This window comes from Mucilaginibacter galii (assembly GCF_014635825.1).
Taxonomy (GTDB): Bacteria; Bacteroidota; Bacteroidia; order Sphingobacteriales; family Sphingobacteriaceae; genus Mucilaginibacter; species Mucilaginibacter galii.
Genome location: NZ_BMDO01000007.1, coordinates 35,971 through 58,018 on the forward strand (window position 1 = coordinate 35,971; position 22,048 = coordinate 58,018).

Consider the following 22,048-nt stretch of genomic DNA (forward strand, 5'->3'; position numbering starts at 1 on the left):
GATTATTTATCAGATTTGGCTATGAAAAACCTGGCAGGCGTAAAGATCTTCGACGAGCTCAGACTGACAGCTTTGTATTTGCGTTGCGCTTGAGCGTTGCTAAAGAGCTGCAAAAGCCTCAGCGTTTCTCCCTTAGCAGTTTGAATTTGTAATAGACTTAGTAAGCGCATATGTCTGCAACAAACTCAGACCGACAGCTATATATTTGCGTTGCGACTGAGCATTGCTTTTAGCATTGCAAAAACCGCTTTAAACAACAAAAACGGAAGCGCCCACGTTTAAGTTTCTTCTTCCGTTTTCTTAACTCCTAACTCCGGCCGTAGCCAGCTTCAAAAGCATTAAGTACGATTTAATGTGCATTTACCGAACTGCTCTCTGTTACCGCTTATACACATAACTTGCGTTCTGTCCTTAGCGCTTACTCCTGCAAAGTCCATTACCGTTTAATTTACACTGTTCTCCGTAAAGTACGGTGGTAATTTTGGTAATACCTCTTTTAACTTTTCAAACAAACCCTATACAACACTCGCATGTCTTAAAGTTTTTGTATTGATGTTAGAGACTTCCCATGATCTTTAGCTCCTCCGAAAATTCGCCCGATTCATTTTCCGTATCCCAAGGCTGTCAATGTACGTCGTTCTTAACAATACTAAGATAGCATCCTATACAATGTGTGTCAAGTAAAAAATGAAATTAATTATTAACAAGTTGTTAACCAGCTATATAATTTTATTAACAGCCAAATATATTCAATATGCTTAATGGATAGCTATTAACCATTAATTTATCAGAATAATTAACAACCTACTTGTTAACAGTTACTTACCTTATTTCGGTTTTTAATTATTGCTTAAAAGCGTAAATCATCTATAAGCAAATAACTTTCTTTTAAAAGAATTTAATTTGTCAGGCTGCATGTGAAGAAAGATTCAGCACTCTTATTGTTCTTTAGTCGACCTGCCGATATGCATTTTGAACAGGATCTCTCACTATCGTTCGAGATGACAGCATTTTTATTCGGCTTTCTTGTATCATATTTTCTCCGTTAAAAAACGCCAATATCTTTTAGGAATGTGCCGCATGTGTAATTTGGTGTTTTTTCGGGCAGGGATGTTTACGCTCTGGAAATAGTTCTTCCACAGGTTTTGATACAAGCCTTCATCTTCGGTATAGGTTGATATTACGTTATCGGGCCGGGAGGTGGAGAAATCGAGTGCGATGAATTCGACAGCGTGCAGGTTATAAAACAGGCCATAATTGCGTTTCATATCATAAATAATCCATTTTTGATCGGTATACCGGTCTTTAAAGTGTTTTGATAGCAGCGGCAAAATGTTAAAATCAGGCTCAATGGCCGAGTAAAAAGTTTCATCCTGTAGTTTTTGAAAGCGGATAAATGCTTCCATCCTGTGTTTTTCACGACGGAGCATGCGCACCATCTCTGCCACGCGCAGCACGTATTTGTTACCGTAATCTTCTTCTACATTTTGGTTGGTATCAATAACGTAACGTATATAGCCAACTATTACAGCATCCTGTTCATCCATACCGGCCATGTGTACGGCATATAAACGCTGTAACGCTCCTGCTGAAAGCTTTTTTTGCAGCCCCTGCAATACACGACCGGCACGCGTTTGATCGGTAATTACCTTAATTACATCTTCAAACAAGGCCGTACTTAGCCACTCCCCTTTCTGAATTTTTACATGCTGTAACTTGTGGGTATAAATTTCAAATACGGCTGTGAGTAAGCCCTCAAAGGTTCCGTCGTAAATTAAGGTGGTCATGCTTAAAATAGGTTAAGTTGTGTTACCGAATTTTTTAAATACTTGCTTTGCGATTGTGACAAGATGTATTGCTTAATGGCCGTACCCGTCAAATCGCGCCGTTCAAACCTGGGGCTATTACAGGTAATAAAATATTTAGCGCGGTTAAGTGATACGCCTATCTTTTTTAGCTGGTCCCAGTTGAGCTTGCCAAATTTGCGGCCGCTTACAATTTTTTGCGCCGAGAGTAACCCAATACCAGGCACACGTAAGATCAACTGCAGATCGGCCGTATTAATATCAATAGGAAAAACATGCAGGTTGCGTAGTCCCCAGCTTAACTTAGGGTCAATATCCAAATCGAGCAGCGGGTTATGGTTATCTACAATTTCGTTCACCTTAAAGCCGTAAAAACGCATGAGCCAATCGGCCTGATAGAGGCGGTTTTCGCGCACCATAGGTACACTGGTATTTAATGCCGGCAGGCGCACATCGCTCAAAACAGGTACATAGCCTGAGTAATAAACCCGCTTTAGGTTGAAATTTTTGTAAAAATGATTAGCAGTATGTAATACCTGCAAATCGGTTTCGGGTGTTGCACCAATAATTACCTGCGTGCTTTGACCAGCTGGTGCAAATAGGGGTGCTTTTTTAAATAAAGCTTTTTCTTCGGTACGCTGTATAATCTCATTTTTGAGGAAACTCATAGGCGCTATCATATCCTGCCGGTTTTTTTCGGGGGCTAATAGTTTCAGCCCCTCCTCAGTAGGCATTTCCAGGTTAACGCTAAGCCTATCGGCATACATGCCTGCCTCGCGCATGAGGTCATCGCTGGCGCCCGGAATGGTTTTTAAATGAATATAGCCGTTAAAGTTATGCTCTGTACGCAACTTTTTGGCTACGCGCACCAGGCGCTCCATGGTAAAATCGGCATCCTTAAATATGCCCGAACTTAAAAACAGTCCCTCAATATAATTGCGGCGATAAAAATTAATGGTCAGATCAACCACTTCCTGTACAGTAAAAGCGGCACGCTTAATATCATTGCTCTTGCGCGATACACAATAAGCACAATCAAAAATACAATGATTGGTTAATAATATTTTAAGTAAAGACACACAGCGGCCATCCTCAGTATAGGTATGGCAAATGCCGTTACTCGCGTTACCTAAACCACCATTTTCATTCTTTCGCTTGCTCCCGCTCGATGAACAAGACACATCATACTTGGCAGCATCGGCTAATATGTTCAGCTTTTCCGTTATCCTTACTTCATCCATGGCAATCAAATTTACTAATATTTTTAGTATTTCAAATAACATGCCAGTAAAACTTTACACAACCTGAGGGGTTAACCCTAAAATTAAAACGCAATGGAAAAAGTATATACCGCAGTGGTAACTGCAAAAGGAGGCCGCGACGGTCATATTAAATCATCGGATGGTGTAATTGACCTGGATTTGAAAAAGCCGGTTGAAATGGGCGGACAAGGCGGCAGCTACACCAACCCCGAACAGTTATTTGCAGGTGCATACGGCGCTTGCTATCTTGGTGCGCTTGGCACTATAGCCAAACATGATGGTGCCGACGTAAGCGAAGCCACTGCCGAAGTGCACGTAAGCTTTAATAAAGATGAAAACGCCTATGCCCTATCGGCCGAGTTGCATGTGCACATTCCGGGCTTAAGCCTTGATGAAACACAAAAGCTGGCCGATAAAGCACACCGCGCTTGCCCTTACTCCAAAGCGGTAAGAGGAAATATTGACGTGAAGGTGTTAGCGGTGTAAATATTAGAGACAAGAACTAAGAAACAAGAGCCAAGTTAACATACGAGTTCCGGCAATATCTTGTTTCTTGGTTCTCAGTTCTTGTCTCTTACGCTTATTTAGCCTTAAACAACCCGTATTTCAAAATACAAAATATAGCCCTTACGCCATCTTTCCATCCTATTTTTTTACCTTCATGGTAGGTACGGCCGTAGTAAGATATACCTACCTCATAAATTCGAATGTGTGGTATGCGGGCTATTTTAATGGTAATTTCGGGCTCGAAACCAAATCGCCTTTCGGTTAAGCTAATGGCCTGTATCATTTTGGTATTGAACAGCTTATAACAGGTTTCCATATCAGTTAAATTCAAATTGGAAAACATGTTGGAGGCGAACGTTAACCACCGGTTACCAATGGTATGCCAAAAGAACAAGATACGGTGCGGGTTACTGCCCATAAAGCGTGAACCATAAACCACATCGGCAAAGCCATTAACCACCGGCTTTAAAAGGTCGTTATATTCAGTAGGGTCATACTCCAGGTCGGCATCCTGAATAATCAGGTAATCGCCCGTAGCTTTGGCTATGCCGGTATGCAGCGCCGCACCTTTACCTTTGTTTACCTCGTGCTTAAAATACTGGATATTGAAGTCGGGGTTGGTTTGCTGGTAAAGGCGAATAGCCTGCTCGGTATCATCGGCCGAACAATCGTTCACAATAATAACTTCCTTTTGAATATCGTTAAGCAGTTGTACCGCTTTAATCTTATCCAGGATGAGGTGAATAGTGCGGCCCTCGTTATATGCCGGGATGATGATGGATAGCTTGTTGATGATCATAGGCTCTGTTGTAAGTAATCGGCTAAAAAAGTTTTACTGCTTTTAAACGTATTAAACTACTTTAATAGTGTAACATATTATCCTTGCTCATCGCCACTTACACCGCAAAAGTAACACGATTGCCCGTAACATTAATAAAAATGCGCTATTTTAGTATTTGTTTTAACTGATAGCCCCGCAAAATGCTCGAAAATTTGGACTGGAATAATGTGATGGTGATTGATATTGAAACTGTGCCTCAGTACAGCAGTTACGATCTTTTACCCGAACATTTTCAAAAACTTTGGGATAAAAAAACGCAGTACCAGCGTAAAGAAGAAACCGCCGAAGAGTTTTACCGTAATGCGGGCATCCAGGCCGAATTTGGTAAGATCATCTGCATTTCGGCGGGTATGTTCACCAAGGGCGGCGGGTTCAGGGTAAAATCCTTCGCCTCACACAACGAGGCTGAAATATTATCGGCCTTTAGCGAAATGTTAAAAGGCCGGCCAAATAACCTGATCTTATGCGGTCATAATGCTAAGGAGTTTGATATCCCTTACATCTGCCGTCGAATGCTGGTCAATAGCATCAAGTTACCCGAGCAGCTTTGCATAACGGGCAAAAAGCCCTGGGAGATATGTCACCTGGATACCATGGACCTGTGGAAGTTTGGCGACTACAAAAACTTCACATCCCTATCCTTACTGGCGGCCGTATTCAACATCCCAACACCTAAGGATGATATAGACGGCAGCATGGTGGGTAGCGTGTATTGGGTAGATAATCAATTGGACCGCATATGCATCTATTGCCAAAAAGATGTAGTGACCACAGCCCAACTTCTCAAACGCTTTAAAGGCGAACCGCTGATAGCCGATGAACTGATCACTATTGTGGAATAACAATTTTAGTAGTTAACCAAGGCTTAATCTCCACCCTAAAACCACTTTCTAATTTTTTGTACTTTTATGAAGATTTACGAAGATTTGGTGAAGAATTTTGTACTTTAATATAAAATCTGAACGTGCTAAAAGTAACTGATCTGCGCATACAATTTCGCACTGCTGATGGCTGGTTCGATGCCGTTAAAGGTATTTCTTTTGCTATTCCTCAAGGCAAAACGCTGGGTATCGTAGGCGAATCGGGCTCCGGGAAATCGGTTACTGCATTGAGCATCATGCGTTTACTGGATGTTAAGCAAACAAAAATTACCGGCGATATTATATTCGACAATATTAATATTACCCAAACCGCCGAAAAAGACATGCAGGCCCTGCGCGGCAACCGCATAGCCATGATCTTTCAGGAGCCCATGACCTCGCTAAACCCGGTGCTGACCTGCGGAAGGCAGATAACGGAGGCCATCCAATTGCATTGTAATTTAAGCAAGGACGCTGCACGCGCCGAGGCCATTAATCTGTTCAAAGAAGTACAACTCCCTCGTCCTGAGAGCCTATTAGATAGTTACCCGCACCAACTATCGGGCGGCCAACGCCAGCGGGTAATGATTGCCATGGCGTTATCCTGCAACCCCGAACTCCTGATTGCCGACGAACCTACCACGGCCCTGGATGTAACTGTACAAAAGACTATTATAGATCTATTACTTAAGCTAAAAGCAGAGCGTAATATGAGTCTGCTGTTTATATCGCATGATTTAGGCGTAGTTAGCCAGGTAGCCGATGAAGTTTTGGTGATGTATAAAGGCAGTATTGTAGAGCAAGCCACTGTAAAAGATATATTTAATAACCCGCAGCACCCCTACACTAAAGGATTACTTGCTTGCCGGCCTGCTGCTCATCAACGGTTAAAAGCATTACCCATAATTGCAGATTTTTTGAAAATAGAGCCAGACGGCCACTTAGTCAGCACCGGCTTAACACTAGCCGAGGTTAACAAGAATTTTGCCTACCCACTACCCGAATTAGAAAATCATAAACAACTGTTGTACAGAAATAAAGCACTACTTGAAGTAAATAATTTATGCACTTGGTTTCCAATAAAATCCGGCTGGTTTACTTCGAATAAACAGTATATTAAAGCAGTTGATGATGTAAGTTTTGAAGTGTATCCCGGTGAAACACTTGGCTTGGTAGGCGAATCGGGCAGTGGTAAAACCACTTTAGGCCGCAGCATTTTAAGGCTAATAGAACCTACAGCAGGCAGTATCGCTTATAAAGGTACTAACCTGCTTCAATTGAATACCAATGACTTACGGCGCATGCGCCGTAAAATACAGATCATTTTTCAGGACCCTTACTCCTCTTTAAATCCTCGCCAAACCATTGGCGAACTATTGATGGAGCCTATGCAGGTGCATAACCTACATCAAAACAATGCCCAGCGAAAGCAAAAAGTTATGGAATTGCTCCAAAGAGTAAATTTGCTTCCCGAGCACTTTAACCGCTATCCGCACGAGTTTTCGGGTGGGCAACGCCAGCGGGTGGTTATTGCACGTGCTTTAGCCCTGGAGCCAGAATTCATCATTTGCGATGAGTCAGTTTCGGCGCTTGATGTTTCGGTACAGGCACAAATACTTAACTTATTAAAGCATTTGCAGCAAGAATTAGGATTGACTTACATTTTTATTTCGCATGATCTATCGGTAATTAAACACATATCCGACCGTATCATGGTTATTAATCAAGGCAAAATTGAGGAGATTGCCGATGCCGACGAACTCTATCATAACCCTAAAGCTGCTTACACTCAAAAGCTTATTGCATCAATTCCTCAAATTGCAATTTAGTATTAGCAATTCAACATTATAAGCACTGTGTTGTTATGTTGTGGAACGCTCTTGTACCAACCCGTTTAATTAACATAGGTTGTGTATATTAGCACCATACTGATACCAAATGTCAAAGAAGAAAAACATAAATCCTTCGGTAAACCAAGTACTTACCCAGCTTGTGCTGGATGTGTTTGAGCAAAACGGAAGGGAAGCACTTAATTATAAACAAGTTGCTGCCAAGTTAAATATACGCGAGCCCGAGTCGCGCGAAACTATACTCGAAATTTTAAAGGAAGAAGCGAAGAAAGACATACTGCAGGAAATATCGCCCGGCAAATTCAAAGTACTTGAGCTGAAAACCTTTGTGGAAGGCAAAGTGGATATGACCAGCGAAGGTTCGGCCTTTATTGTGACAGATGACGAGTTTGAGAACGATATTTTTGTTGCTCCGCGCAAATTGCGTAATGCCTTGAATGGCGACCGGGTTAAGGTTTATGTTTATGCAAAAAGCAAAGGCAAGCGCAAGGAAGGTGAAGTAATAGAGATCATTAAGCGGGCTAAGATGGAGTTTACAGGTATTGTAAAGCTTTCGGAGCGTTTTGCTTTCTTTGTGCCAGACGACCGCAAGATGCTGCACGATATCTTTATCCCATTAGGGGACTTGAATGGGGCCAAAAATGGAATGAAAGCCGTTGCTACCATTACCGACTGGCCACCTGAAGCCAAAAATCCTATAGGACGTATTAAAACCGTTTTAGGTGTGCAGGGCGAAAACGATACGGAAATGAACGCCATCCTGGCCGACTACGGTTTCCCGTTGAGTTTTCCGGCTGAAGTTGAACGCGATTCAGAAGAAATATCAGATGTAATTACGCCCGAGGAAATAGCCAAAAGACGCGATTTCAGAGACGTGCTCACCATTACCATTGACCCATACGATGCCAAAGATTTTGATGATGCCATATCTTATAAAAAGTTAGAAAACGGCAACTTTGAAGTCGGCGTACACATTGCTGATGTAGCACATTATATCATCCCCGATTCGGAACTGGATAAAGAAGCATATGATCGTGGCACTTCGGTTTATTTGGTAGATAGGGTAATCCCTATGCTGCCCGAACGACTTTCTAATGGGTTATGTTCGCTGCGACCACATGAGGATAAGCTATGCTTTGCGGCAGTTTTTGAGTTGGATGAAGCCGGGCATGTTTTAACAGAATGGTTTGGCAAAACTGTTATCCACTCCGACCGCAGGTTTACTTACGAAGAAGTACAGGAAGTAATTGAAAACAGCGAAGGCGAATATGTGGAGGAGATACATCAACTCAATGCTTTAGCCTATAAGCTACGCGAGCAAAAGTTTAAGAATGGTGCCATAAGTTTTGAGAGTACCGAAGTTAAATTTAAGCTCGACGAAACAGGTAAACCTATCGGCGTATTCGTAAAAGAACGCAAAGATGCGCATAAACTGGTTGAAGATTTTATGCTGCTGGCCAACCGCAAGGTGGCCGAATTTGTAAGCAAAAAAGGCAAAGGCAAAAAGAAATACACTTTTGTTTATCGTGCACACGACGCGCCTAACCCCGAAACCTTAGGTAACTTTGCCCAATTTGCAGCGCGCTTTGGTTATAAGATCAACATGAAATCGGATAGGGAAGTTGCCCGCTCGCTAAACCATTTAATGGCCGATGTGGAGGGTAAGAAAGAGCAAAATGTACTTACTCAACTGGCTATCCGGTCTATGGCTAAAGCGGTATATACCACCAAAAGCAGTAGTCACTACGGCTTGGCGTTTGACCATTACACCCACTTTACCTCTCCCATCCGTCGCTACCCCGATGTAATGGTGCACCGTCTGTTATTACATTATTTAAACGGAGGTGAATCTGCTAATGCAGAACATTACGAGGCGTTATGTAAACATAGCTCTGAAAAAGAAAAAAAGGCTGCTGATGCGGAACGTGCTTCGGTTAAGTACAAACAGGCCGAATACTTAAAAGATCATATCGGCAGTATATACAGTGGTGTTATATCGGGCGTAACAGAATGGGGTATGTATGTACAAATTACAGAAAACAACTGCGAGGGAATGATACGCCTGCGCGATATAGCCGACGATTTTTATACCTGGGATGAAAAGAACTACGCAATCATAGGTCAGCGAAAAAAGAAGGTTTACCAGCTGGGTGATGAAATCCGAATCAAGGTAAAAAACGTAGATCTAACTAAAAAGCAAATCGACTTTTCGCTGGTTCAAGACTAATTGCATCAGGCGAAGCATTTTATGAATACAATTAAAGATTTACAAATTCTTATTGAGGATGCAGTAACTAAACTGCAATATCCCCTATATCCGGCTGAACTTTATGAACCCATTACCTACATACTTTCTGTAGGAGGAAAACGCATGCGCCCTGCACTGTTGCTCATGGCCTGTGATCTATTTGATGGCGATGTTAAAGCAGCAGTTCCACCTGCTTTGGCTATTGAAGTGTTCCATAATTTTACGCTGGTACATGATGATATTATGGATAATGCCCCATTAAGGCGCGGCAAAGTTACGGTACACGAAAAGTGGAACCCTAATGTAGCCATCCTATCAGGCGATGTAATGCTTGTGGAAGCCTACAAGCTCATGATGCAGGTTGAAACTACTGTCCTGCGCCAAGTGCTTGAAGTGTTCAGCAATACTGCTGTAGGCGTTTGTGAGGGCCAACAGTTTGATATGAACTTTGAGCAGCAAGACCAGGTACAAATTGATGATTACCTGAATATGATTCGTCTCAAAACCGCCGTTTTATTAGGCGGAGCTTTAAAGATCGGGGCATTGATAGGTGGTGCCAGCCCGGTTGATGCGGACCTGCTTTGTTCTTTCGGAGAAAAACTTGGTACAGCTTTTCAACTGCAAGACGATATTTTGGATGTTTATGGGGATCCAGACAAGTTTGGCAAGCAAGTAGGTGGTGATATTATCGCTAATAAAAAAACTTACCTGCTTATAAAAGCATTAGAACTTGCCGGCCCGGCAGAAAAGAAAGAACTTGATCAATGGCTTACAGCAACCGATTTTAGCGTAACAGATAAAGTTGCAGCGGTAACAGCGCTATATAATCAACTCGATGTAAGACAATATGCCGAACAAGCTATGCAAGAGTTTGCTGCTAAGGCTTTTGACGCCCTTGATCAAATAAGCTTGCCCGAAGACCGTAAACAATACTTGCGAGATTTTGCGGATGGGCTAATGGTTAGAGAAAAATAGCAAGAAATTGTAAGTGATTCTTTAAGAGCACAAGTCAGAGCAAAACTTAAGTTAAAACCTATTTATGGAAGAGTCAAAGTTTGATGATGAGATTCACAAAGTAAAAGTTGCTGAATTTGTTTTAGCACCTCCTGTTATTAATTTAAAAAAGATGTTTACTACTATCAGAGATAACATAAAATCTCCCGAAGAGATTAATGCTTCTGGTGTCACCGGAACAGTCGAGGTTAAATATACCATTGAAAATGATGGTACGCTTACTCAATTTGAAGTAGTAAGAAGCCTCACTCCTGAAACCGATGCTGAAGCATTGCGTGTAATTAAACTCTTGCCAAAATATGAGCCTATCAGTCAACAACCTGGCGAACCAACTACTAAGAGCAGATCATCGATAATACCAATAACGTTTCCATACCAGTCGCCATTTGACAAGTAACATAACGAAAAAAGGCTTACATCAAATGATGTAAGCCTTTCTTATATTTTAAGTGTTTCTAAAATTACTCAGCTACAACTTCTTCACCTTCAGTAGCAGTTTCAGCCTTAGGAGCTTCTTCTTCTACAGCTGGTGTTGCGGCAGCTTTCTTAGCTTTACCGTTAGTTGGGGCAGCAACTTCTGCAGCTTCTAATTGTACATTTACAACAGGAGCAGTTTCAACAGCTACATCAGCAGTTTCGTAAGGTAACACCGATACATATGAACGGTTATCAGCTTTCTTTTTGAATACTACCTGACCATCGATCAAAGCGAACAAGGTATGATCGCGACCGATACCTACGTTAAGACCTGGGTTATGACGGGTACCACGCTGACGAACGATGATGTTACCGGCAATTGCTACCTGACCACCAAATATTTTGATACCTAAACGTTTACTATGAGATTCGCGGCCGTTTCTGGAACTACCCGCACCTTTTTTGTGAGCCATTTTTTAATATTTTATCGAAACTGTAAACAGTCCCGCGTTAAACCTTCAATTATAATGTGATGCCTGTAATGGTTATTTTAGTGAACTGCTGGCGGTGACCATTTTTCTTTTTGTAACCTTTTCTTCTCTTCTTCTTGAAAATAAGAACTTTTTCACCTTTAACATGAGACACGATCGTAGCAGATACTTTAGCACCTGAAAGGGCACTACCTAACGAAAATTTACCTTCGTTTTCAGCTAACAATACTTTGTCAAATTCAATACTAGCGCCCTCATCTCCCTGCAAGCGGTGTACAAAGAGGTGCTGGTCTTTTGCAACTTTAAATTGCTGTCCGGCTATATCTACTATTGCGTACATTGTTTGTTAATTAAATTGTTTAAAAATTTGAGGTGCAAATATATGAATTGCTTTTTACAATTACAATTGCCCTAATATTATTTTTGGCTGGTAAAATATACCTTTCAAACAGCAGGTTATAATCTATTTAAAGAACCTGTCTATCATTGAAAGCATCTCGGCTGTGATCTTGCCATTGGTAGCTAAAAGCTCGCGACTGTTCAATACCTCTTCCCCACCGCTGAAGTTAACCACATCTCCCCCAGCCTGCTTAACGATGACTACACCTGCAGCTATGTCCCACGGATTTAAATTGTATTCGTAAAACGACTCAAACCGTCCGCAGGCAGTGTACACCAAATCTACTGCGGCCGAGCCCATGCGACGTAAGCCATGGCAGCTTTTCATTAATTCGCTAAACAGGTTTATATATTGCTGCTGCTTGCTAAAATCATAATACGGAAAGCCGGTTGCCAGTAAACTATCTGCTATAGTTGGTGCATTACTAACTTTGATCTCGTTACCGTTTAAATAAGCAGGCGTATCTATGCTGGCATAAAAGCACTCATCCAAGTTTACCTCGTATACTACACCTGCCACCAGCTTATCTTTGTCCTGCAAAGCAATACTTACCGAAAATACAGGCAACCCATGTATAAAGTTCGTAGTTCCATCCAACGGATCAATGATCCAGTTATAACGTTCTCCAACCTTGGTGGTCGTTTTTTCTTCTGTGATAAAACCTGCCTCGGGCAGAATTTTTTCGAGCGATGCTACTATTTTTTGTTCGGCTGTTTTGTCGACATAAGAAACCAGATCGTTCAGGCCTTTGAACTCGATGCGGTCTGCACTGAAACTTTTACGCTCCTGGCGAATAAACTCACCTGCTTCTTTAGCAACCTCGGTGACTTGATTAGTTAGATTTTGCAGCATGATTACGTAACGATAAGTTAAACGAAAATATTTTATGAATAAAATAACTGGCTAAAAACAAGCTTAATGCAGCAGTGATACGGGCAACGGGCGGCGCAAAATTCAAATAGCGAATAAAGAGCTTTAATACTTCGAGATTGGCAAAATACCCAATGAACGCCACCAGGCCAAACCGCATTAATTGCTGTGCAAATGGCAACCGTGATTCGGAGAACACCAGGTAACGGGTAATAAGAAAGTTTACTAATACGCCAAGCGAAAATGACACAATTAACGATAGTGCATGATTACTGGTAACATGACCTAAGATAGTGTAGGTCTTTTGAGTGAACACAAATCCATCAAAAAAGTAGAATGCCAGTATATCTACCAAAAAGCCTGTACCAGCCGAAAGCAGGAAGCGGGCAAACTTGTTTTGCAGAATGCGCTGCCAGGTAGAAGAGTTAGCCATTAATACTGCTGTGTTCGGCATCGGCAGCAATGGAAGGTTTCTTGCTACGTACGCTCACGATCATGATAATACCGGCCAAAACCAGGAACAACGAGATCATTTCGGCCTGGGTAAACGAAATGCCTGCTACTTCATAACGAGTATTTACCCTGATGAGTTCGATAAAGAAACGCTCAACACCGGTAAGTATAAGGTAGATACCAAACATCATTCCGGGTGTTTTAAGCTTGTTGCGAAGGCTCCATAAAAACAGGAACAATAGCAGACAAGCCACCGTTTCATAGAATGGCGTAGGATATACAGGTAGTTTTAACTCGTTACAAAATTTGCCTACGCAACCCGGAATAAAATTACCCTGATCGGCACCGTTAACGTTGTGCGGGTATTTGAAAGACCACATCCAATCGGGTGCCCAGCTTAACCAGTTAGGTTTAGCATCCAGGTTAGGAATGCCCCAATCGCCATCGCCGGCCATTTGGCAGCCAATACGGCCAACCGCATAGGCCAGCATCATACCCGGGCCACCAATATCAAGCATGGTTAAGGGTTTTATACCGTGCTTATTAGCAATGTAAAGCACTGCTGCGCCACCACAAATTAAACCACCGTAAAAAGTTAAACCGCTTAAACCTATGAGCATGCCCACAGGGTCGGCCATAAACTCGCCCCAGTTTTCCAGGGCATTGAACAGTTTAGCACCGGCAAAGCCCCAAATGGCAGCCCAAACCAATATGCTTCCCATTAACTCGTGCGGATGAACCGTTACTTGCTTAGTAACGGGTTCAGCCAGTTGTTCCTTCTTTTTTTCGTAATAGGCCCAGTAAGCAATAAGCGCTGCACCTATGATACCTCCCAACAAGTTACCCCTGCTGGATAGTAAAAACTCCTGCGTATTTTGAATGAGCAGGCTATAGTTCAATACAGCATCAACCAACTTATAGCCTAACAGGAAACCAAATATCCCGTTACCTATGAGCTCTCCTGCCGATGCCGGCTGGCCCACAGTTACAGTTTGCTGAAAAGGGTGAACATACCCTAACTGCTCCTTACGTTTAAACTCTTGTGTAAAAGCCCAATACCCGGCCATAAAGGCCAACGCCACAAAAAAACCAAAAGTTTGAATAGGCAGCGGTGGTATATTTAACCCGGTTAAATAATGAAGAAGGTCGGATATGGTTGGAAACATCAGGTAGTAATTTGCAGCGAATATAAGCTTAATGCACTAATATTTCTTCGCTTTCGGTTATTTCAACGTCGCCGTCGGCGCTTATAGCGGTAAGTTTCACGGTCTTTAGTTCGTTCACCAATATGGGGTCGAACTTGGTTTTCACCTTTACATAATTACGCGTAAAACCGTGCATAATACCTTCGTTACTTTCTTTTTCAAACAACACCTCAAACTCTTTACCTAACTGAGAATCATAAAAAGCACGGCGCTTTTTATCAGAAAGAATGTGCAGCATCTTACTTCTGTCAGCACGGGTAGATCCCGGTACAACGCCAGCCATTTCGGCGGCTAAGGTTTTTTCACGCTCAGAGTATGTGAACACATGCAGGTAAGACACATCTAAATCGTTCAGGAAGTTATAGGTATCAATAAAGTCTTCTCGCGTTTCACCGGGGAAACCCACAATTACATCAACCCCAATGCAGCAATGCGGCATCAGTTCTTTTATTCTGGCTACCCTGTCGGTATACAATTCGCGTTTGTAACGCCTGCGCATTAAGCTTAGAATTTTATTGGAACCTGATTGCAACGGGATATGAAAGTGAGGCACAAAGCGCTTTGAAGTGGCTACAAATTCGATGATCTCATCGGTCAATAAATTTGGCTCTATTGAAGAAATGCGAATGCGGTCTATACCTTCTACTTCATCTAATGCCTTGACCAAATCATAAAACTTATCATGACGCTGGCCATCACGTATACCAAAATCGCCCAGGTTTACACCGGTTAGCACGATCTCTTTTACACCCGATGCGGCAATTTCATAAGCCTGCGCTACGGCGCTTTCAATGGTATCGCTCCGGCTTGCCCCACGGGCCATAGGTATGGTACAAAACGTGCACGAATAGTCGCAACCGTCCTGAACTTTTAAGAAAGTACGGGTGCGGTCGCCAAAGGAATAAGAGGATACAAACTGATTAGCCTCAGATACTGGCTGATTGAATACGGCTGCCTTGGTCTGCTTGGTCAAATCGGTTAAGTGATCAACCAGCTGAAACTTTTCTGCAGCCCCCAAAACTAAATCCACACCTGGTATTTCGGCAATTTCCTGCGGTTTCAACTGAGCATAGCAACCTACTATAGTTACATGTGCAGCGGGAGAAATCTTAAGCGCTTCTTTTACGATCTTCTTGCATTTCTTGTCGGCATTCTCGGTTACCGAGCAGGTATTAATCACAAAAATATCGGGCATATCAGTAAATTCAACCGTCTCAAAGCCAGCGTTATTGAGCAAGCGCCCCAACGTAGAAGTTTCGGAGTAATTGAGCTTACAGCCAAGCGTATAAAAAGCTACTTTCTTATTCATTATCAGCCGGCAAAGATAAGAATTTTGATTGAGTAGTAAAAAACAGCTATTACGATAAGCTTTTATAGAATTGTTTTAATGACGGTGCTATGGCTTGAGCGTGTAACTGAACACCTCTTTTTGCCAAACACCTTTCTTATCCCTTTCGTCTAAAACGACATTCATTTTTGATGGGTTTAAGCGCTCGTAGGAGAGTTTCAGGTTTTTATCAGGCGATTCAAAAACGACTTTAGATTTTGTCAGGGCAATGAGTTTATACATCAAAGGCTTGTCTTTTTCTTCCCACCCTATATTTCCGGGATTAAAGTGGCGCATTTTCATCACAGGCAATCCGTTAGTTTGCTCTATGACTACAAACTCGTAAAAAACAACTTTGCCATCTTTTACGCAGCGGTAACTACTCACCATATTATCGCCCATGGGCGGTCCCCAAAATTCTTCCATGTCACCCCATTTGTGTTTCAAGGTCCAGATGCCCGACATGAAGGACAGATCTTTTACTTCGGCCTTAATGGTTTGAGCATACCCAATAGCCACTATGAATAGAAATCCAATTAAGAGTAGAAGCTTTTTCATTGCTTAAATATAATTGCTTGTTTTAGTTTTCGCTCCACCGGTAGGTGTCTTGCTCCAGCCCTATCAAGTCTATTACCCGGTTCACAACCGTCATGGCCACTTCTTCAACCGTTTTTGGTAGGCTGTAGAAAGATGGTACTGCCGGACAAATTACACCACCAGCCTCGGTAACGGTTTGCATGTTACGGATTTGGATGAGGTTCAAAGGCGTATCGCGCGCTACCAGTATCAGCCTGCGTCGCTCTTTCAGTATTACATCAGCAGCACGTGTGATCAAATCATCAGATATACCACCGGCTATACGGCCCATTGTACCCATAGAACAGGGAATAACCACCATGGTATCGTACCGGGCCGACCCTGATGCAAAGGGAGCCATGAAGTCGTGCTTGTCGTAAAATTTAAACGGAAAGTCTTTGTAAGTTTCGTTTCCTAACTCAAACTCCCAAACCTGTTTGGCGTTGTTAGACATTACCACACCAACATCAGCAATCTGGCTTTGAAGGTGTTGTAGCTGCTGAAGCAATTGTTGAGCATAAATTGAGCCACTGGCACCGGTAATAGCAACTACGATCTTCTTTTTCATACGGTTGATTAACAGAACAAAGCTAAAAAAGTTAGAGCATAAAAAAGGGTCGAATAACTTGTACCCGACCCTACATCTACCTATGAAAAACATGCCCTTTTGGAGGGCATTACAAATGTAATAACTCTTTTTTAATTAATAAAATAATTGAAGCTTATTTTATTAGATTTTTTTCTATGAGCGTTTGAATGATTCCATCGGCCATGCCCACGCTAGGAACATATATCTGCTTGATATTGGCCCACTTCATTACGGTAGTATAAATTTCGCAGGCAGGTATAATTACATCCGCCCTATCCTGGTTGAGCTTCAGTACATTAATGCGGTCTTTTAACGAGTAAGACGACAAGTAAGAGTACAGTGATTTCAATTTACTATAACTCATTGGTTCCCCGTCTTTTTCATTGCTCAGCTTAAATAGCTTATTGATATTTCCACCGGTACCTACGCCATAAATATCTTTGAATGCTTTAGTATGTTTGCGTACAAAATCCTGCATTTCTTTCCAGGTTTCATCCTTGTCCTGATTATCCAAAATACGGATAGTTCCGATGTTAAAGGATTGTGAGGCTACGAGTTCACCATCTGAAAAAAGCGTGAGTTCTGTACTGCCCCCACCCACGTCAATGTATAAATAATTCTTACTTTCATCCAGATCTATACCGGTATGGCTGGCGTAAATAATACCTGCCTCACGTTCACCGTGAATAATTTCGAGGTCAAGGTTAGCTTCTTCTTTAATGCGTTTAATAATCTCGGGGCCGTTCTTAGCTTCGCGCATGGCAGAAGTAGCACAAGCCATATAGTCGTTCACCTTATAAACATCCATAAGGTTTTTAAAGGCAGCCATAGTTTTTACCAGATCGTTAGCCTTGCGGTCGGAGATGTGCTGCTCCAGGAACGCGTCATCACCCAGTCGTAAGGGTACACGAATTAAGGTATTCTTTTTGAAAGTATAAGTACCGTCGTTGTCGGTAACATCGGCAATGAGCAGTCTTACTGCATTCGAACCTGTATCTATTGCGGCGTATCTCAAGGTGTAGGTGTATTTAGTTGTTTCAAATATTCATAAATTTCTACCTGTGCACGGTGTTGCATATCTGTATGGGTGCGGTGGTATTTGTTCGTATTGGTTTTGTTGATCTCGCGAGATTTGGTATTGTCTTTAAGCTGAATGTTCACCATATCTTTGATCTGCTTGTGCAAAGCCGGATCATAAACTGGGAAACCTGCCTCCACCCTGTTATCAATATTACGGGTCATAAAATCGGCCGAGGTTAAGTAAATGATCTCATTACCGCCGTTGGCAAATATATGTATCCGTGCGTGCTCCAGGTATTTATCAACAATACTAACTACCTTGATGTTTTTACTAAATCCTTCAACGCCGGGTACCAGGCAACACATACCCCGTATAATAAGCTGAATTTTGACGCCTGCATTGCTGGCTTCATATAATTTAGCAATCAATTGTTCATCGGCCAGGCTGTTCATCTTTAAGATCATGTAAGCCTGTTTTCCTGCTTTTACATTTTTTATCTCGGTTTCTATTAAGCCGTAAATAGCCGGGCGCGAGTCAATTGGCGATACGATCATACTTTTCATACCCTTGGGCAACGCTCCCTTGTTAATGGCTCTGAACAGATGTACTAAGTCGTCGGTGAGTTTTTTATTGGCAGTGAGTAAAGTATGATCTGCGTAGATCTGCGCTGTTTTCTCGTTAAAGTTACCCGTAGATAAGCAAGCATAATAAGCTGGTTTACCTTTTTCCATACGGGTTACCATGCAAATTTTAGCATGTACTTTATAGCCGGGTATACCGTGCAATACCTTAATGCCCTCATCTTCCAGTCGGCGGGTCCACTGTATATTGTTTTGCTCGTCAAAACGGGCTCTTAGCTCAATTAAGCAGTTCACTTTTTTACCGTTTTGAGCAGCGTTAATAAGCGCATGCATCACCCTTGAGTTTTCGGCCAGGCGGTAAACCGAAATATTGATCTCTACCACTTTAGGGTCTATGGCAGCTTCGCGCAGGAAGTGAATAACGTAATCGTAACTTTGGTATGGCGTGCTGATAAGGTAGTCTTTTACAGCAATTAACCCCATCAAACTCTTACCGAATGATAAGCCATCAACAGACAGGCTTTTAACGCGTTTATACTCCAGTTCGGGCCCGCCTACGTTAGGGAAGTTGATAAAATCTTTAAAGTTATGGTAGCGGTTGCCTGGTATTAAATTTTCGGCACCTAAGTTCAACTTTACCATAAGCTGGCTAACCATATCTGCTGGCATTTCAGCATCATATAGCAAACGCATAGGTTTACCTTTACGGCGCTTTTGCAAGCTCTTGGCAAGGGCATCAATAAACTTTCCGCTTACTTCTTTATCCAAATCCAGTTCGGCATCGCGCGTAAGCTGTATAGAGTAAGCCTCCATGCTGTCATACTCAAAAATGAAAAAAATATCTTCTAAACTGTACCTGATAATGTCATCGACCAGGATAATAAACTTCAGCTGATTAGTTTCGGGCAGGATTAAGAAACGAGATAAATTACCTGGCAATTCAATTAAAGCCAGCCTCGTTTTTTTACCCTTAGTTAGCTTTACAAAAAAGTATATGGCCCGGTCGTGCAGCTCGGGCATGGGCATAGCATCATCCAGCATGATGGGCACCAGTGTAGACAGCAGCTTTTCGCGGAAATGCTTTTTCACGAAAGCACCACGCACTACGTTGAGTTGCTTTTCGTTCAAAAGAAATATTTTTTCCTCGGCCAGCTGTTTAACAATAATGTTTTCGTAGAGGTTGTTGAATTTTTTTTCCTGCTTTACTACCAGTGTCTTAATTTGGTTCAGTATCTTTTTAGGATTGTAACCTAATAATGCTTTTGATTTCTCATTCAAATTGGCCAGCCTCGTGAGCGTAGCAACCCTTACACGGTAAAACTCATCGAGGTTGGAAGAAAATATAGCCAAAAACTTTACACGATCAATCAGCGGTACGGTTATGTCGGCCGCTTCTTGTAAAACGCGGTCGTTGAAATACAACCAGCTTATTTCGCGATTGATCAGAGGAATAGTTTTATGAGCCATAGATTGAACACAGCATACAATGCATGTGTATGCAAAGCTGCCTATTTAGATGTTAAGATAATATTAACTTAAATATTTTTAATGTGTTTGTTAAAACCTTTTAACATCGCATACCTTTGCAAAGTAAATAATAAACACATCACCCTATGCCATCTTTTGATATAGTAAGCAAAATAGACGGGCAAACGCTCGATAATGCGATAAATACCGCTAAAAAGGAAATTTTGAACCGTTTCGATTTTAACGATTCGAAAAGCACGGTTGACCTTGACAAGAAAACCAACTCCATAACTATTGTTACCGAAAATGATATGCGCCTAAAGGCCATCCAGGATTCTATTATCAGCCGTATGGTGAAGCAGCAGTTAGACCCCAAGGCACTCGACTTTGGAAAAGAAGAATATGCTTCGGGCAACATGGTACGTAAAGAAGTTACCATTAAAGAAGGCGTTGACAAAGAAGTTGCCAAAAAAATAGTAAAGAAAATTAAAGATAGCGGACTAAAAGTTCAGGCCAGCATTATGGATGACCAGGTACGCGTACAGGCCAAAAAAATTGACGACCTGCAAGCCGTAATTACACTTTGCCGAGGCGAAGATTTTGGCCAGCCGCTGCAATATATAAATATGAGGAATTAAGTACTTTTCTGATGAAATTTTGAAGAATTAGATATTTTTTAGTAATTGCTATTGAAGATGAAAAGCAACATCGTTATTGAAAAGAAAGAGGCCGCTCCTGTTATGGAAGCGGCCTTTATCAAACTAAACCAACGCTAACTTATGAAAACGTTCTTCAATTACTTCACCTCAATTTCGCGGGCTTGTAATTTGGCTTCTTCTTTTTTAGCAACGGTTAACTTTAAGATACCGTCGGTATAAGCAGCCTCAATTTTGTTTGGGTCAACACTATCGGGCAAGGTAAATGACCTGCTAAAATTTTGGTAACCAAATTCTTTTTTGCTGTAGTTTTTAGCTTCAGCAGTTTCGTCTTTTTTCACTTCTGCGGCTACGGTCAGCAAGTTTTTATCCAGATTAATTTTAAAATCTTCTTTCTTTAAACCCGGAGCTGCCAACTCAATATCAAAGCCGGTTTCTGTTTCTAAAATGTTTACGGCAGGGGTCTTATTTACAGTCGCACGGTTTACAAACTGGTCATTCAAAATTGAATCAAACACGTCAATAAAGCGTGGGCCTGCAGTGTTTCTTCTTTGTCCGTTGTTAAATTTCACTAAAGTCATTTTTATATCCTCCAAAAAGTTTCTTTTATTTATTTTCGTTGAGATATGTACAAGCGTTATACCAATGTGGTATTTCTATATTTACAATGACATTGTGTCGCAAAATATAAATCACATCAGACAATCTGACATCTAATGACTGAAAATTTAGCTAATTACAAATACAGAACATTTATCCCTATCCGTTTTTCAGATATTGATGCCTACGGAAATGTAAGCAACACCATATATCTTACCTACTTTGAGATTGCCCGTTTGAGCTATTGGAAAGAAATTGTAGAGTGGGATTGGGAAAATTGCGGTGTTATATTAGGCAGATCTGAAGTAAATTACCTTAAACCTATGACCGTTAATGATCAAATTGCCTGCTACCTGCGCACATCGCGCATTGGTAACAGCAGCTTTGACGTGATGTATGTGCTTGTAAAAATGACACCCGAGGGTGAAGAGATATGTACTACCGGAAAATCGGTTTGCATTAGCTACGATTACAAAAACTATAAATCGGTACCTATTCCTTTACGTGAGAGACAGCGTATGATTGAATATGATGAGCCGGGCCTTATAACCAACACTAATTAATTGTTGGTTATATAAACCGTTATACCCGAGGCAGCAACTTTACCTTTGAGCGGAGGATTTAATTTTTTTACCTCTACTTCCAAGGTATTTATGTAAGGAAACTGTAAAATAATGTCATCGGCAATGCCCTGTGCAACAGTTTCGAGCAACTGTTTCGGAATCTTCATTGCCGATTGGGCTATCTCGTACAAACGCTCGTAGTTCAGCGTATTGTTCAAATCATCATTGATATTCACTGACTTCGGTTCAAAGCAAGCTTCTACATTTACCACAAAGTAGTTGCCAAGTATTTGTTCTTCTTTATAAAATCCGTGACGTGCAAAAAACTCGGCACCGTATAAGCTAACTTTAATCATAAAACGTGTTGAGCATGATTTACAGGATGCCAAAGTTAAGGCGAAAAACGCAAGCGGTGAATACTTGTAAAAGTATTTTTGATAATTTA

The 22,048-nt window shown here is 41.6% G+C and carries 23 protein-coding genes; 8 read left to right on the forward strand and 15 right to left on the reverse strand.

The annotated features are described in order from the left end of the window. Positions 1-1,031: 1,031 nt before the first annotated feature. Together IEV61_RS13085 and IEV61_RS13090 are read right to left on the reverse strand one after the other, a co-directional pair. A complete protein-coding gene (locus IEV61_RS13085) occupies positions 1,032-1,787 on the reverse strand; it encodes a TIGR03915 family putative DNA repair protein (RefSeq protein ID WP_188417368.1) in 756 nt (251 codons plus the stop codon). A gap of 2 nt (positions 1,788-1,789) precedes the next feature. Beyond that, entirely contained in the window at positions 1,790-3,088 is a 1,299-nt protein-coding gene (locus IEV61_RS13090) for a putative DNA modification/repair radical SAM protein (RefSeq protein WP_373867842.1), read from the reverse strand. Between the two features lie 51 nt (positions 3,089-3,139). Between IEV61_RS13090 and IEV61_RS13095 the strand changes: the two genes are divergently transcribed. Further along, complete coding sequence (locus tag IEV61_RS13095; RefSeq protein WP_188417370.1) at positions 3,140-3,553, forward strand: organic hydroperoxide resistance protein; 414 nt, start codon at positions 3,140-3,142, stop codon at positions 3,551-3,553. 94 nt (positions 3,554-3,647) lie between these two features. Here the strand turns inward: IEV61_RS13095 and IEV61_RS13100 are convergent, their stop codons facing one another. Further along, a complete protein-coding gene (locus tag IEV61_RS13100; RefSeq protein ID WP_188417372.1) occupies positions 3,648-4,373 on the reverse strand; it encodes a glycosyltransferase family 2 protein in 726 nt (241 codons plus the stop codon). Between the two features lie 182 nt (positions 4,374-4,555). Here IEV61_RS13100 and IEV61_RS13105 point away from each other — a divergent pair, with 182 nt between their 5' ends. The 5 genes from IEV61_RS13105 (at position 4,556) to IEV61_RS13125 (ending at position 10,784) form a co-directional block, all read left to right on the forward strand. Then, on the forward strand, positions 4,556-5,257 hold the full coding sequence (locus IEV61_RS13105; RefSeq protein ID WP_188417374.1) for a 3'-5' exonuclease: 702 nt from the start codon (positions 4,556-4,558) through the stop codon (positions 5,255-5,257). 122 nt (positions 5,258-5,379) lie between these two features. Further along, on the forward strand, positions 5,380-7,104 hold the full coding sequence (locus IEV61_RS13110; RefSeq protein ID WP_188417376.1) for an ABC transporter ATP-binding protein: 1,725 nt from the start codon (positions 5,380-5,382) through the stop codon (positions 7,102-7,104). A gap of 109 nt (positions 7,105-7,213) precedes the next feature. Beyond that, positions 7,214-9,352, forward strand: coding sequence for a ribonuclease R (gene rnr, locus IEV61_RS13115; protein WP_188417378.1), 2,139 nt, complete (start codon positions 7,214-7,216; stop codon positions 9,350-9,352). Between the two features lie 21 nt (positions 9,353-9,373). Further along, positions 9,374-10,348, forward strand: a complete 975-nt coding sequence (locus IEV61_RS13120) for a polyprenyl synthetase family protein (RefSeq protein ID WP_188417380.1) — start codon at positions 9,374-9,376, stop codon at positions 10,346-10,348. A gap of 64 nt (positions 10,349-10,412) precedes the next feature. After that, entirely contained in the window at positions 10,413-10,784 is a 372-nt protein-coding gene (locus IEV61_RS13125) for an energy transducer TonB (RefSeq protein WP_188417382.1), read from the forward strand. A gap of 64 nt (positions 10,785-10,848) precedes the next feature. Here the strand turns inward: IEV61_RS13125 and rpmA are convergent, their stop codons facing one another. The 10 genes from rpmA to ppk1 all read right to left on the reverse strand — a co-directional run bounded on the left by rpmA (position 10,849) and on the right by ppk1 (position 19,784). Continuing rightward, positions 10,849-11,277: a 50S ribosomal protein L27 gene (rpmA, locus tag IEV61_RS13130; protein WP_188417384.1), complete on the reverse strand. Its 429-nt coding sequence runs from the start codon at positions 11,275-11,277 to the stop codon at positions 10,849-10,851. A gap of 49 nt (positions 11,278-11,326) precedes the next feature. Then, on the reverse strand, positions 11,327-11,635 hold the full coding sequence (rplU, locus tag IEV61_RS13135; protein ID WP_188417386.1) for a 50S ribosomal protein L21: 309 nt from the start codon (positions 11,633-11,635) through the stop codon (positions 11,327-11,329). A 123-nt stretch (positions 11,636-11,758) separates the two neighbouring features. Then, positions 11,759-12,547 (reverse strand): inositol monophosphatase family protein, encoded by a 789-nt coding sequence (locus tag IEV61_RS13140; RefSeq protein ID WP_188417388.1) that lies wholly within the window; start codon positions 12,545-12,547, stop codon positions 11,759-11,761. Continuing rightward, positions 12,528-13,019 (reverse strand): GtrA family protein, encoded by a 492-nt coding sequence (locus tag IEV61_RS13145; RefSeq protein ID WP_188417390.1) that lies wholly within the window; start codon positions 13,017-13,019, stop codon positions 12,528-12,530. Before IEV61_RS13145 ends, IEV61_RS13140 begins: the two co-directional genes overlap by 20 nt. Beyond that, positions 12,991-14,184: a prolipoprotein diacylglyceryl transferase gene (locus IEV61_RS13150; RefSeq protein WP_188417392.1), complete on the reverse strand. Its 1,194-nt coding sequence runs from the start codon at positions 14,182-14,184 to the stop codon at positions 12,991-12,993. The genes IEV61_RS13145 and IEV61_RS13150 overlap by 29 nt, the downstream gene beginning before the upstream one ends. A 28-nt stretch (positions 14,185-14,212) precedes the next feature. After that, a complete protein-coding gene (gene mtaB / locus IEV61_RS13155; RefSeq protein ID WP_188417394.1) occupies positions 14,213-15,532 on the reverse strand; it encodes a tRNA (N(6)-L-threonylcarbamoyladenosine(37)-C(2))-methylthiotransferase MtaB in 1,320 nt (439 codons plus the stop codon). 87 nt (positions 15,533-15,619) lie between these two features. Then, entirely contained in the window at positions 15,620-16,108 is a 489-nt protein-coding gene (locus IEV61_RS13160; protein ID WP_188417396.1) for a DUF6265 family protein, read from the reverse strand. A gap of 22 nt (positions 16,109-16,130) precedes the next feature. Then, a complete protein-coding gene (locus IEV61_RS13165) occupies positions 16,131-16,694 on the reverse strand; it encodes a UbiX family flavin prenyltransferase (protein ID WP_188417398.1) in 564 nt (187 codons plus the stop codon). A 154-nt stretch (positions 16,695-16,848) separates the two neighbouring features. Then, positions 16,849-17,730 carry a Ppx/GppA phosphatase family protein gene (locus IEV61_RS13170; RefSeq protein ID WP_188417400.1) on the reverse strand — a complete coding sequence of 294 codons (882 nt, stop codon included), beginning with the start codon at positions 17,728-17,730 and terminating at the stop codon, positions 16,849-16,851. Beyond that, complete coding sequence (gene ppk1, locus IEV61_RS13175) at positions 17,727-19,784, reverse strand: polyphosphate kinase 1 (protein ID WP_188417402.1); 2,058 nt, start codon at positions 19,782-19,784, stop codon at positions 17,727-17,729. Before ppk1 ends, IEV61_RS13170 begins: the two co-directional genes overlap by 4 nt. A 146-nt stretch (positions 19,785-19,930) precedes the next feature. Here ppk1 and IEV61_RS13180 point away from each other — a divergent pair, with 146 nt between their 5' ends. After that, entirely contained in the window at positions 19,931-20,422 is a 492-nt protein-coding gene (locus tag IEV61_RS13180; RefSeq protein ID WP_188417404.1) for a YajQ family cyclic di-GMP-binding protein, read from the forward strand. Positions 20,423-20,580: 158 nt separating this feature from the next. Here the strand turns inward: IEV61_RS13180 and IEV61_RS13185 are convergent, their stop codons facing one another. Beyond that, a complete protein-coding gene (locus IEV61_RS13185; protein WP_188417406.1) occupies positions 20,581-21,021 on the reverse strand; it encodes an Hsp20/alpha crystallin family protein in 441 nt (146 codons plus the stop codon). Between the two features lie 135 nt (positions 21,022-21,156). On the opposite strand from IEV61_RS13185, the gene IEV61_RS13190 reads away from it, so the two are divergent. After that, complete coding sequence (locus tag IEV61_RS13190; RefSeq protein WP_188417408.1) at positions 21,157-21,603, forward strand: acyl-CoA thioesterase; 447 nt, start codon at positions 21,157-21,159, stop codon at positions 21,601-21,603. Here the strand turns inward: IEV61_RS13190 and folB are convergent. Then, the gene (gene folB, locus IEV61_RS13195; RefSeq protein ID WP_188417410.1) at positions 21,600-21,959 is read right to left on the reverse strand and encodes a dihydroneopterin aldolase; all 360 of its coding nucleotides are present in this window, start codon (positions 21,957-21,959) and stop codon (positions 21,600-21,602) included. The two genes, IEV61_RS13190 and folB, sit on opposite strands and share 4 nt — an antisense overlap. Positions 21,960-22,048: the final 89 nt, after the last annotated feature.